The 13,518-nt window shown below is 45.4% G+C and carries 11 protein-coding genes; 7 read left to right on the plus strand and 4 right to left on the minus strand.

Going from position 1 to position 13,518, the window contains the following annotated elements; translation table 11 throughout:
* Positions 1–327 precede the first annotated feature (327 nt).
* The 5 genes from P3339_RS14365 (at position 328) to P3339_RS14385 (ending at position 5,574) form a co-directional block, all read left to right on the plus strand.
* Entirely contained in the window at positions 328–1,278 is a 951-nt protein-coding gene (locus P3339_RS14365) for an alpha/beta hydrolase (RefSeq protein ID WP_020414981.1), read from the plus strand.
* 917 nt (positions 1,279–2,195) lie between these two features.
* Complete coding sequence (locus tag P3339_RS14370) at positions 2,196–3,119, plus strand: right-handed parallel beta-helix repeat-containing protein (protein ID WP_282950947.1); 924 nt, start codon at positions 2,196–2,198, stop codon at positions 3,117–3,119.
* 152 nt (positions 3,120–3,271) lie between these two features.
* Positions 3,272–4,036: an amidohydrolase family protein gene (locus P3339_RS14375; protein WP_282950948.1), complete on the plus strand. Its 765-nt coding sequence runs from the start codon at positions 3,272–3,274 to the stop codon at positions 4,034–4,036.
* A 627-nt stretch (positions 4,037–4,663) separates the two neighbouring features.
* Positions 4,664–5,209 (plus strand): hypothetical protein, encoded by a 546-nt coding sequence (locus tag P3339_RS14380; RefSeq protein WP_282950949.1) that lies wholly within the window; start codon positions 4,664–4,666, stop codon positions 5,207–5,209.
* Positions 5,206–5,574, plus strand: a complete 369-nt coding sequence (locus tag P3339_RS14385) for a hypothetical protein (RefSeq protein WP_282950950.1) — start codon at positions 5,206–5,208, stop codon at positions 5,572–5,574. The genes P3339_RS14380 and P3339_RS14385 overlap by 4 nt, the downstream gene beginning before the upstream one ends.
* Before the next feature lie 206 nt (positions 5,575–5,780).
* Here P3339_RS14385 and P3339_RS14390 read toward each other — a convergent pair whose 3' ends face one another.
* The 4 genes from P3339_RS14390 to P3339_RS14405 form a co-directional block, all read right to left on the minus strand.
* A complete protein-coding gene (locus tag P3339_RS14390) occupies positions 5,781–7,184 on the minus strand; it encodes an MFS transporter (protein ID WP_282950951.1) in 1,404 nt (467 codons plus the stop codon).
* A 450-nt stretch (positions 7,185–7,634) separates the two neighbouring features.
* Entirely contained in the window at positions 7,635–8,126 is a 492-nt protein-coding gene (locus P3339_RS14395; protein WP_282950952.1) for a substrate-binding domain-containing protein, read from the minus strand.
* Between the two features lie 73 nt (positions 8,127–8,199).
* Positions 8,200–8,706, minus strand: coding sequence for a LacI family DNA-binding transcriptional regulator (locus tag P3339_RS14400; protein ID WP_282950953.1), 507 nt, complete (start codon positions 8,704–8,706; stop codon positions 8,200–8,202).
* A gap of 79 nt (positions 8,707–8,785) precedes the next feature.
* Positions 8,786–10,048, minus strand: coding sequence for an MFS transporter (locus P3339_RS14405; protein WP_282950954.1), 1,263 nt, complete (start codon positions 10,046–10,048; stop codon positions 8,786–8,788).
* A 430-nt stretch (positions 10,049–10,478) separates the two neighbouring features.
* On the opposite strand from P3339_RS14405, the gene P3339_RS14410 reads away from it, so the two are divergent.
* Positions 10,479–12,830, plus strand: a complete 2,352-nt coding sequence (locus P3339_RS14410; protein ID WP_282950955.1) for a glycoside hydrolase family 65 protein — start codon at positions 10,479–10,481, stop codon at positions 12,828–12,830.
* A complete protein-coding gene (gene pgmB, locus P3339_RS14415; protein WP_282953599.1) occupies positions 12,830–13,501 on the plus strand; it encodes a beta-phosphoglucomutase in 672 nt (223 codons plus the stop codon). The genes P3339_RS14410 and pgmB overlap by 1 nt, the downstream gene beginning before the upstream one ends.
* Positions 13,502–13,518 lie beyond the last annotated feature (17 nt).

A 13,518-nucleotide genomic window follows, 5' to 3' on the forward strand; every position in this document is an offset into this window, starting at 1 on the left:
AATGTTGATATTCACAGTCGAATAAGCAACAGCATCACCACCTTCCAGCTATGGCTATAATACTTTCCAGATTCTTGAAGCAACTCTCAATCTCTTACACCTCAATAAGCCAATGAACCCGAACACCTAAGTGCCTGCGCGATCTCTTTCTCTATATAAACAAAGCCGAAATACTTATCCCGATCGGCAATCCAAAACCCGCTAAATCCTTGATCGTAATCAAGTCAATCTTATGTGGTTACCACTTGCATACCAAGCTCGGCTTAAAGCTCATCAATTGCTTAGAGTTATCTATACTTCATCAGATTAAATATAAGGATAACGATCATGGCTTTTACATTTGATCCGGAATTCGTTCAGGCGACTGCAAAATACCAAGATCTGATAGACTCAATTGAGCCGATTCCTCCAGGAGATGTCATTACAAGGCGGGAAATCGGTGAAGGGGTTTTAAGAATGGTATTTAATACCTATCCAATGCCCAATGACGTGTTAAAAGATGATTTTCTAGTCAAGGCCTCAAATGAATCAAGCCTCCTGCTACGCTGGTATCACAAAAGAGATTCCACTCCAGGCCCTGCAATCCTCTATATCCATGGGGGCGGCTTAATTTACAATGATGTGGAAATATACGATAAAGCCGTTGCCAAGTATGTTTCTGATAGTGGAGTGCCATTCCTCTCCGTCGACTACCGCAAAGCACCCGAGCACCCCTACCCCACACCTATTGAAGACTGTTACACCGCACTCAGCTGGTTGGTTAAGCACGCTGAATCAATGGGGGTCGATTCCACTAGAATCGCGGTGATGGGAGATAGTGCGGGTGGTGGGTTGGCAGCAGCACTAGCCATTATGAGTAGAGATCGCGGTGGACCTGCCATCTCGAAACAAATCCTTATCTACCCCATGCTAGATGATCGAACCACAACATCCAACCCCAGTCTGGCTCCCTTTGTGCTTTGGACCTTTGACGACAACCTTACTGCCTGGCAAGCCTACCTTGGCAAAGACATTGGTTCCAACAAAGTGAGTCCTTATGCTGCAGCTGCACGCTTAAAGGATGCCACCAACTTACCGCCAGCCTATATCGATGTTGGAGAGCTGGATATTTTTCGAGATGAAGATATTCAGTATGCTGGACTTCTAGGTAATGCAGGGGTCAGCACAGAATTACATGTTCACCCTGGTGTAATTCATTCATGGGAAATTTTTGCCCCTGAAATCTCTGTATCAATACGCGCTCACAAAGACCGAATACGAGCGATTCAATCGATATAAAGACTAGCCATATCCCCTGATTGGCTGGACCTTCCGATCAGGGGGGGCAATTAGCATTTTGCTCAACGAGTACATCCATTTCCTACCAACTATCTACATCTATCGCAGGTAAAGCGATCACAATTCACGCCACCCAGAATGTAGCTGTAAGCGGCAGTATAATTTTAAGCAAGCCCATATTACTTCCTTTGCGCTCTTAACTTGATTCAGACTAGGTAAAAATCCAGCCTTTCAATTTTTACATTTTTGAGAATCGAAACAATACAACCTGACTAAAAACAACAGTATAACCACGAGGACTCAAAATTATATTTATAGGATAAAACGGAGAGCTAACCAGATAAAAGATACCCACGCGATCAAAATAGCCTTTGGACCAGGGTAATTCTTAGTTGAAACCTAAAACAATAATTGTTTATCCATTCGGACCAACAACATAAATAAATACCATCTCAAGTGGCCTAGACCGAACAACATGACACCCTAAAGTACCAGTTTTTTTGGCCAACTTAAGAATCATCTATAGAAACTGCGGAGGCAAAGCAATGGTCCCTTAAATTCAATATGTGCTTTTAATAAAAATTAGTATCAGTCGTTCAAACACCACAATTTCATCATTATCTTAAAAAATAATTTTCATAAAGAATTTCACTATAAAGGTATTTCCCGACAGCGATACATAAGGGCTCACTTGCAAATATGACTCTACCGCAACCATCTCAATCATAGATCCAATTTACAGTGCCAAACGACCACTCCCCCAGAAAAAATATTTAGACGATAACTGTATGGGAATATATAAAACTCAAACTATATCGAATAGATATTTAAAGAAAAATAGCAGCTCAACTATGATGTAAGACAAAATTGACACTCAAGTACTTCTTTCCATTTACATCTCTGAGAGGGACATCAAGGTGAAATTCAAACATTCAACATTAATCGATACTTGTAAGACATCATCTATTTTAGCTGCTGTATTTGCCATATCGCCATTTGTCTTTGCTGTGGAATGTGGCGACGTTATAAATTCCACTACTGTGCTATCTGAGCCGCTTACTTGTGAATTGACACAAGATTCGCCCTACGCACTAACTGTTTTTGGCCCAAATGGAAACTTACAAATGGTTGGAGATGGAGAAATTATATGTGACACAGCCAGCCAGCATGGTATTGCAGGCATTCTGGTTAATGGATTTTCGGGGCTTGTCTCCGGGGGGACAATTACTAACTGCCCTGACGGCTTAAATCTGGAGGGTGATGGATTTCACATAATAGAAGGTATCAAAATATTAAGCTCCCCTAGGGAAGGCATCGTTATTGATAGCGACAGCAATACCATTGTAAGAAATCATATTATTGATACTGGCAATGACGACGGAATTGATATAAGAGGCGACAAAAACAAAATACTGCAAAATTATATAGAGTCAGCTGGTGATCAGGGAATAACGATTAATGGAGAATTCACCCTAGTCAATCTCAACCACATTGTAGGAGCCATTGATGGTGCCAGTGGAATCCAAGTCAATGCAGACCATACAACAGTATCTCAAAATTTTGTTACCAACAACTACAGCAATGGAATTGAAATAACCGATGGTGCATCAAACAATATTGTTAGTCAAAATTTCGTCACCAAGAATGGAACCAGCGGTTTCTCAGATCGTGCTGGAATAAATATATCTGGATTCAATAGCACCAACAATCAAATATCTGGAAACACCTCACTAGATAATAATGCCTTTGATTTACAGGATCTTTCCGACACAAACTGTACAGGCATTAATCTATGGACAGGCAATATTTTTAAAACATCAAATCCAGATTGCCTAGATTAACAATGCTAAGCAATATCAAAGCTATTGAAGTGTTTAGTCTTGCGCCCTCAGAGTTTTAAATGAGGGCCAAACTTACATATAGACAAGACCTACAAATGTAGGCAGACTAAACTTATAAAAATCACCTAAATACTAAGATATTAGATGGGAACATGAAGCAAGGTAGAATTACAATTTTCGATAGTCATCTACATATTATCGCACCAGGATTCCCTCTTTATTCAAACCAGGGATTCACCCCTGAGCCATTCACTACTGCTGATTACCTAAGCAAGCTCGATAATTATGAACTGGCTGGTGGTGCAGTTGTTTCTGGATCATTCCAAAAACAGGATCAAACCTACCTTTTGGATGCCCTGGCACGATTGGGAAAAAACTACGTTGGAGTAACTCAATTATTATCAAGTACAGACAATAATACTATTCTTCGCTTAAATAAGGCCGGTATTCGTGCGGTACGCTTTAACCTAAGGCGTGGAGGTTCAGAGGATATTTCCAAAATTACACCCTTTGCCCAAAGAATTTATGAGGTTGCTGGATGGCATGTCGAGCTATATATAGATTCACAGCAATTAGATGCACTCATTCAAACCTTGCTGGCCCTGCCCAAGGTTTCAATCGATCATCTAGGGCTACGAAAAGCAGGTTTCAAATCAGTATTACAGCTTGCTGAGCAAGGAGCAAGAGTAAAAGCGACAGGGTTTGGACGCCTAGATTTTCAACCGGCCTCGGCTATTGCTGATTTATATAAAGCAAACCCAGAATGCCTGATGTTCGGATCTGACCTCCCCTCCACCAGAGCTCCAAGACCCTTCAAGTATGGAGACATTACATTAATTCAGGATACATTGGGAGAAGCTGCATCCAGCAAAGTACTTTGGAAGAATGCCAAAGCATTCTATCTGGGGCAAGAGTAGCTAAGTAAAGCCCAGTAAGTATTAGTTTTGCCCACCCAATAATTTAAAACTATGCGACGTTGTGTACTGCAACCTTTCTTCAATCCGTAACGACCATACCTTACTCCCTCATCCAAGGAAAAATTAAACGGCAAATAGAAATTTTCCCTAGTTGCAGCATCCAAAAGACCAACAACAGAAATTTCTAAAAATCATTTATCAGAAAGACCTTCAAAAAATCTCTAAACCCTAACATTCTAAAAAATACAAAGCAAAGTTTACCCCCTAAATATTTACCCTCCTTCCCACACCTAAATATCAAGATGTTGAGACATTAGAGAGGGAAATTGCCAAAGAAGAACAAATGTGGCTTTCGTGACAAAAGACAAAATTATGAATATTAATTCTTGAGCGTGTTTCTTCTATTCCTATCCACAAATCAAGTACGATTGTTCGACTCCTTATTGCCTGCTGCATTTATGCATGCAATATTAGGGTGGATTTTTTACCTTATGAACTCTAGCAAGGAGAATTTTTATCCAAAAAGCCACATGATAGGTTTATGTGATCTTTCTCTACCCTATCTATCGACTAAATTTTCACACTATTAAGAATAAATAAAAAATTTACGATTAGAAATGCAATTTTATGAAAATTAAAGCCCCGCATGGAAAAGCTCTTTTACTCATACTTATTTCCCTTTGTTTTACCTCCACAGTTAATGCTCAGTTTGGTTTTGAGGCTGTAGTGCCAGGGCCGGTTCATCTTGGTGTAAATGTCAATACTGAAGATGTTCCGTTTTGGAAAACATTGAATTATGACCATCAAGATGACTGGGATGGACGTGTACTCCATTACCCTGCCGATTGGCGAATTGCGAAAGGCAGCGATGGTCGTTGGATCACTTTTCCCCATGAGTGGAATCACCGCGAGGGTTCGGATGGCCGAATTGTTGCCTATCCCCGCGGTTTTTACACACAAGAAGGAGATGATGGAAGGATAATTTCCTACCCCTATAGTGAATGGGGGTATTTTGAAGGAAGAGATGGTCGCGGCGTGGCAATTCCAAAGGATTGGGATGTAGATGAACACGGTAACAGACTGTGGGGAAAAAATGTCAAAGCAGGCAGTGATTACCGCAAGGTTGTAGTACCCCCGGCTGGGAATCCGATCAAGGACGCGATTCAAGATTGATAGCTTATCCCGCAGGCTGGCTAACAGACTCCGGTTTTGATGAAAGGCTGATAGCCATTCCATCTCTCTCACCATGGAAGACCACCTGGGGGAGGGATGGGAGAATGATTACCTACCACGAAGGTTTAACATCCAGAGTAGTCGAAGGGAATGATAACCGAAAAGTGGCAATCCCCCATGATTGGTACTATTTTTCGGGGTCCGATGGAAGAATCAAGCCAAGACCCAAAAGTTTGAAAAAAGCACCTTTAACTTTTGATAATCCAGCACAAATTGCACTGATTAAGAAGCTGAAGGAAGATGCCGAATTATCAGATGAGGAGTACCATGATTATCTGCTTTACACATATCTCAATAGTGACTAGATTTTACTAACAATAAATCATCGTGAAGGCCACCCTTACAGCGGGTGGCCGCATGCCACTCACAAAGGGGTAATTAATAGTTTTGGCAGGATTCAAACTATCACGTTATTTTACTTTAATACACGTCGATTATTAGCGACTTTCAATTAGACACCGCCGAAAGAAAAGTAAATTAATAGTTGGCTTTGGAAGGAGTTCTACTATTGCTAAAGGATGCCTTCCTCCTCTATCTCCACTTCTATAGTTTTACCACTCACAAACAGAATACAAACTATCAATCCCGCCAGAGCCAAGTAAGCATTGACTGTAAATGCACGGTCTATACCTGTTGGTAAATCCGGTGCCATAACTACAATAGTGGTATTCATTCCCAATCCGAGAGCACCACCAGCAATTTGGAACATATAGAGAATCGCCCCGGCCAGGCTTGACCTGGATGGATCAACAACAGTAATTGCAGCTGTGGTAATGGTTGAATAAAAGAGCCCTATACCGGTTCCCAGTATCATTAGTCCGGGAATCATACTGGAATATTGGGTGTCTTCATGTAGGTGTGACAACATAAACATTCCGGCACACATACACACCGTTCCGGCAGAAACGATTACCTTGGCCCCTAACCGTTCATACAAACTTCCTGAAACGTAAGATACCAAGCCAAATACGATCATCATCGGCAATAAGCCCATACCTGACGCCATTGCCGAGTAGCCGCGAACCTTGGTTAGAAATTGCGGTACATACAAAAGTGCGGCAAAGAAAACCACTGAAAGTAGTAGAGTAGCAATACCGGCAGCAAAGAATTTGCTGTTACTCGCTACATCCTGAGGAATCAGTGCATCCTTACCAGCGTTGCGCTCAATGATCACAAATAAGCCTATAAACAATAAAAATATCGAAAACAGCGCTACTATTAACGGACTCTTAAAACCAAAATCCACAGCGAGATCCAGGGCAACCAGCAGTCCAAATAAGGAAACTGTAAGAGCAGTTACTCCGGCATAATCTATACGCTCACGCACCTCTTCAGGACTGTCATCAGCTACAACCCGCCAACAGACAAAGCACGCCAAGATTGCTATAGGTACATTAATAAAGAAGATCCAACGCCAACTCAGTAAATCTGTCAGTGTCCCCCCCAGCATGGGGCCAATCGCATTTGATGCTCCGCACACCGCCATGATCAAGCCACCAGCAAGACCCGAGCGATCCTCGGGCATCAAACCATAAATCATTCCCAGTATCGCCGGCCACATCATTGCTCCGCCGATACCCATTAATGCTCGCGAAATCAATAGCATCCAAACATCTACAGCCAGTCCGCCCAGAAGGGAGAAAAATACAAAAATAGCGGTACCTATAAAGAATATTCGTCGGCGCCCAAACATGTCTGCCAAACGACCACCGGAAATAATTAGAACACCAAAAACCAGGGTATAACCATTGATTACCCACTGGACCGTAGTGATATCAGAATTAAACTCTTTTTCCATGGCGGGTATTGCCACAGAGAACGCAGTGAAATCATTCGCAATGAGAAATACAGCCAGGCTTAACGCTGTCAGGCCCAAGAATTGGGTCTTTGTGAGAGGCGTTCTTTCTTCCGCCATATTAATTACCAAAGTATCAACTTGATAGGAAAGTTATCTCGAAAGTGTGGCTCAAGGAGATGATTCCCGCATTCATATTACTTATCTAATCCTGGTTGCAATTGAATCTATGTCCTTCCTAGAAATTGAAACATTGAGTTACATGCTGCTGAGGATTTTTATAAGGTGTTTTTATCAACCGCAATTTGTATAGATAAGCCGAAAATATAACGAATGCTGTTAAGTACCCAACATATTTATGAGGGTACAATGTCTGCCATAGCAGCGATGCTGGTAATCACGCCCAGCTTGTAGGCATCGGACACCAACGGCACCAAAATACGATAGGAATCCACCTAAGAGGTGATAAATGGACTCCACCGTTTCTGCGGAGCCTCAATTGCGGGACCAAGTAGAGAAGCCTCTGAGGAGAGGGTAATAACTGGCAAAGATAAGGGAATAGAGGTTACTTTAACCATGCCCCTCTTGGAAGAACTCCTGAACCGGCTGGTATTCGGGGTTTGCACCACAGGAAGCCCGCACCACCAGCTCAGTGGGCAAAACTTCTGGCTCAGCACTTTGCCCCCCTACAAGCCGCATAACCTTCTCAACCATCAACTCGCCAGCGCGGTGAATATTCTGGCGCACAGTAGTGAGAGGTGGGGTATAGAAAGGCGCGATGGGAATATCATCAAAGCCCACCACCGCTACATCTTCTGGCACCCTATGGCCCAATGCCTGCAAGCCCTTGATTGCACCCATGGCGATGCTGTCACTGGCTGCGAATACCCCATCGAAAGTCAGCCCCTCCCGACCAATCAAATCGATAATTGTCTGGTAACCACTCTCACTAGAGAAAGACACCGGAATCTGTCGTTCAGTTTTACCCAGCCCAGTATCAGTCAGTGCCGTGCGGTACCCCTCGTAGCGACCATTGATTTCCGGGTGAGCGGTGTCGCCCAAGAAGATAACTTTTCTGCGCCCCAGGCTAAGCAGGTGCTTAGTTGCCTGGTGCCCCCCATCTGGTTGTCACTGCTTACAATGCAGTATTCCGAGCCCGGCTTGGTGGTGCCCCCCAAACCACTAGAGGATCTCCCAGTTTCTGTAACTCCCGCAGCGGGTTGTCATCCACGCCCTGGCCAATCACTATGACCCCATCGGCACGACGAGAACCCATCAGGTAGGAGTGCCAATCGTCATTGCTGGCAATACTATTAGAGAACAGCAAATCGTACTTGTACTGTGCCAATTTATCGGCAATGGCACCAATCATGTCCAGCATAAAGGGATCGGAAAACGTCTGGCCACCCGCGCAACCGGTATTGATCACCACTGAAATGGTATGGCTACGCTTCAAACGCAGGTTGCGCGCGCTCTCATTAATCTTGTAATTCATGCTCCGCGCAATCTGCTGAATACGCTCACGGGTCTTTTCGTTGATCAGCGGATTATTGTTCAGAGCGCGGGAAACCGTGGATTCTGAGACTCCCGCCAACCGTGCAATATCTGACATGGATACGGGAGAGGAGGAATCCTTCGGCATGACGTACTTCACCTTGTTCACGGGAAATACGCCATCTTAGGGGTGTGGTAAATATTTGTAAAACAGGGACAAATTTCGATCAGGTCACCGGGCTGGCCGGTAGCGCCTGCTCACCAGGTACCTGCCGCTCCACTGCACGACGGAAGAAGAATAAGCTAATAAGAATCACTGAAATAGGAACCAGCGACAGATAGAAAGCCACCTGGCCATCGAATACCTCAAAAACGGTTCCTGTTATTAGTGAGCCCGTTGTCCCCCCCAATGCAGAGAAAATCACCAGTAACCCGGTCATTGCGGAGTGTTGGTGTGTAGGCAGTGAGCTCAGCATCACTGAGTTGATCGCCGGATATACGGGGGCCATAAACAGGCCTATCAATGGGAGGACAAATGCGGCTATCGGCGCATTGAGCCAGCTGATATCTGGATCTGGCTGGACATTACTCGACAATGGCAAGGTTAATACTACCAACAGCGCCATTGCCAACAGGCAGACATTGAGAACCGGGTACCAGTGCAGACGCCGCATGATAGCCCCCGCACCGAGCCGCCCTATCGCCAAGCCTGCTGCGAAAATACTGGCCGCCTGGACACTCATAGCAGCCGGCAGCTTAAGAATCTCATTGTTAAATGTAGGCAGCCAACTGCCGATTCCCTGCTCAATCAGCACATAGATAAACACAGAAATCACATAGATATATACCAGCGGTTTGGCCATTAGCTTGATCATTGCCAGGAACTCCTGACGAGGGCTGGCCCCCTCAATACGAGTCCCCGATTCATTCATTTCAGTAGTCCACAGCAGGACGAAGGCGATAGCACAAATAGCTGCCAATACCCAGTAGACGCTTAACCAGGTAGTTGAGCCAGGGTTGGCGGAATCAATGAACGCACTAAAAAGCCAATAGCCCCCCAACACACCCACCATAAAAACCCCCTCGAGGGTATTTAGCAGGCTCGCATGTTCTTTGCGATCTCTCGCAAGCAAACCAACGGTTGAATAAACAGCGACTTTGACCAAAGCGAAGGCGACACCAACAGACAGAAACAGCAGTTTGGCTGTCCAGAACCCCGGCAGTATCGGCATAGAGGTACAAGCCACAGCAACAATCGCCAGACCTATCAACATCGCTTTCTTGAATCCCAAGCGTGGCAACTGTGAAGCCACCAGGAATGAAACCACACCGATAGGGATATCCTTAAAACCCTCCAATACACTGGCGGCAGATTTACTCACACCATAAGTATTGATTACCTGCATGATTACTGTGCCCACGCTGTTTAGCAGAATGGCAAACACAAAATAAATGGCGAATAGGGAAAGCAGTATGCGCTGATTATTCATAACAAATTCTTCATCGGTCTATGGCTCAGGCGCTAAGCCGTACCAGCCTGTTATTGTACATTTTTTGATCTAATTTTGTGAGGCTAATGAAACCTGTGTGATCATCGCCTGAGGCCTCAGTATTGCTTAAAGTACTCACTTAATGCAAACGATTGCATTTAATGTGAAATATTAAGTGGATACCTTTCTTCCAATCCAGTCACAAAACCAATCAGATCATCACTCTAATAAACTATTTTATTTATAAATATCAATCACTTATGGATATATCTGTTTATGAGATCCAGTCGATATTCATGGTTATAACCTTTACATGCTCACAATTGCAATCGATTGCAAAACAATATCAATTGGAGATAGACTGAAACCTGCCTGCCCAAGAAAAGCAACCGCTTGGGGGGAACCTAAATAACTGATTCTGTGATGTGGTATGAAGCAAGAACAACAAGTCAAACACGAGATTCATCCCTGGAGCCTGGTAGAAAATAGCTTCCAACCCGAGGATTATTGCCTCAACGCCACCCTCTTCTCTCTCGGTAACGGCTATATCGGTCTGCGTGGCGCATTTGAAGAGGGCTATGAACCGGAACCATTCACCGATGGTTGCTACCTCAACGGTGTCTATGCCAGTGAACCGATCAGCTACGGCGAATCCGCTTACGGCTATGCTCGCAACAACCAGCGCATGCTGACAGTTCCGGATGGCAAATCGATTCACATTTGGATTGACGGTGAGCGCTTCAGCTTGGCAGAAGGCGAGCTGATCAATTATGAGCGCCACCTGGATATCTCCACCGCCATATCCAAACGAACGCTGACCTGGCGTTCACCTCACGGCAAGACCATTGAGCTTACCGCCCAGCGGCTGGTCTCCCTGAGTGAAAAACACCTGCTTATCGTCAGCCTGGAAATAACTCCCCTCGATTTTGATGGCGAAATACGCTTGCAATCTCGCTTGGACGGAGACTTGGCCCAGGCGGATCGCAGTGATGATCCCCGCATAGCCTCACCTATAGATAGTGGAGATATTGAGTGGCTTGAAAGTACTGCCGATGGCGACTATCTCGCTTTGCCATTATTCGTTAAAAGCAGCGGCTTCTCTATCTGTAGTGGGGCACTACACCACTGTGAAAGTAATAATGATTTCACCTCCAGCAATCTCCGCAGTGAAGATTGCGTCTCGGTGGATTACCGCTTTAGCGCGCACCGGAATACCCCAATTCGCCTCACAAAATATGTTGCCTACTTTGCCGAGCAGAACAAAGCACCTTTAACCGCCTCACAGGTACAAAACTACCTTCAACGTTGTGCGAGTAATAGTTTTACAGAACATGCTCAAGCTCAACACTTGGAAATGAAGAATTTTTGGCGGGAATCGGATATCCAGGTCAGCGGCAACGATGCCTTGCAACAGGGGATTCGCTTTAACCTGTTTCACTTATTCCAATCACTGGGTAGGGATGGGCGCACTAATATTGCTGCGAAAGGCCTATCCGGTGACGGCTACGACGGCCACTATTTCTGGGATACAGAAATCTATGTGTTGCCATTTTTCCTTTATACCCAGCCACAATTGGCAAAAGGACTTTTGGAATACCGGCACTCAATTCTGGAGTCTGCACGTTCCCGCGCGCGGCAGATGGCCATTCAAAAAGGTGCCCTCTTCCCATGGCGAACAATTGGTGGCGAAGAGTGTTCAGCCTACTATCCCGCCGGTACCGCCCAATACCATATCAATGCAGATATCGCCTATGCGGTACGTAACTACTGCCGGGTAACTGGCGATACTGATTTCCTACGAGATAAAGGTGCGGAAGTAGTCATTGAAGGCGCGCGGATGTGGATGGAGATCGGCCACTTCAATCCGCGTCGTAACAACCAATTCTGCATCAATGAAGTCACCGGACCAGACGAATACACCGCGTTAGTAGATAACAATTTCTACACCAACCTGATGGCTCGTGCGCATCTGGAATATGCGGAAGAGGTCTTCCAATGGCTACAATCTTTCGACCCGGAAGCCTGCCAAACTTTGGTTAAAAAAATCCAGCTGGAGTCGGAAGAACCTGCAAACTGGGCCCGCGCAGCCGAGGCCATGTACCTTCCCTATGACAAATCTGAAGGTATCCATCCCCAGGACGATGGCTTCCTGAACAAGCCGGTATGGAATTTTGCCGAGACACCTGAAGAAAAGTACCCCTTATTACTGAACTATCACCCGCTGGTTATCTATCGGCATCAAGTTTGTAAGCAGGCGGATGTTGTGCTTGGGCTTTTATTACAAAGTTCCGAATTTTCAGTAGAGCAAAAGCGCCGCGATTTCGATTTTTACGAGCCTCTCACCACCCACGACTCCACCTTGTCTGCATGTATACACAGCATTATTGCCAGCGAAGTCGGTTATCCGGAAAAAGCTCTCAGCTATTTTCAGCAGGTAGCGCGTATGGACCTGGATAACCATCACAATAATACCCAGCATGGTATTCATACTGCATGCATGGGCGGTACCTGGATGTGCATGGTGCAAGGTTTTGCTGGAATGCGCCTGCACGGCAACGAACTGAACTTTAATCCCTACGTGCCCGACGGGATGGACGGCTATCGTTTCCGCCTTCAATTCTGCGGTCGCACGCTTGCCCTGGAAATCGATCGCCTTCAAGCCAGCTATACCCTGGTAAGCGGAGAGGCAATCACCCTGTATCACGGCGAAGAGGTAGTAATGCTGAGCACAGCCGGACAAAAGCAAACTTTCCAAATGGCAGCGATGGAGGAAGTATCTTGATGATCTATCGTGCGGCAATTTTTGACCTGGATGGCGTAATAGCAGATACAGCCCGATTACATTTGCAAGCCTGGCGTCAACTCGCTGAGGCCCTGCAACGCCCCTGGGCTGACGACACAGAGGAAAAACTAAAGGGACTTGAAAGAATGGCCTCTCTGGAAGTCATTCTCGGGAGGGAGAGCGGTAATTTCAGTGAGGAAGCAAAGCTCGCCCTGGCCTCCCGTAAAAATAGTCGCTATCAGGAATTGATTCGCAGCCTCTCGCCAGAAGATCTTCTGCCAGGGGCAGGTAAACTCCTGGCTTGGCTATACGAGAGAAAAATTCCCATCGCTCTGGCCTCCGCAAGTAAAAATGCTCCGGCCGTTTTGCAAGCTTTGGGGATATCAGATTTCTTCTCATACATTGCAGACCCGGAGCAATCAGCCCCCAAACCGTCTCCGGAAATTTTTCTCGCAGCCGCACAAGGCCTGCAGGTTGAAGCTGAATTCTGCATTGCCTTTGAAGATGCCGCAGCCGGTGTTACCGCTATCAAGGCCGCACAGGGAATGACTGCTGTCGGTGTAGGAAGTGAGAGTACGCTTGGAAGTGCCGACTATATTGTCGGCAGCCTAGAGATGTTCGATCCAAAAGACTTCTTTCTCTCGGCAATTAGAGCAGCTGCTGTTAGTTAATCAAGGTCCCTAGATAT

It is taken from the genome of Microbulbifer sp. MLAF003, from assembly GCF_030012965.1.
Taxonomy (GTDB): domain Bacteria; phylum Pseudomonadota; class Gammaproteobacteria; order Pseudomonadales; family Cellvibrionaceae; genus Microbulbifer; species Microbulbifer variabilis.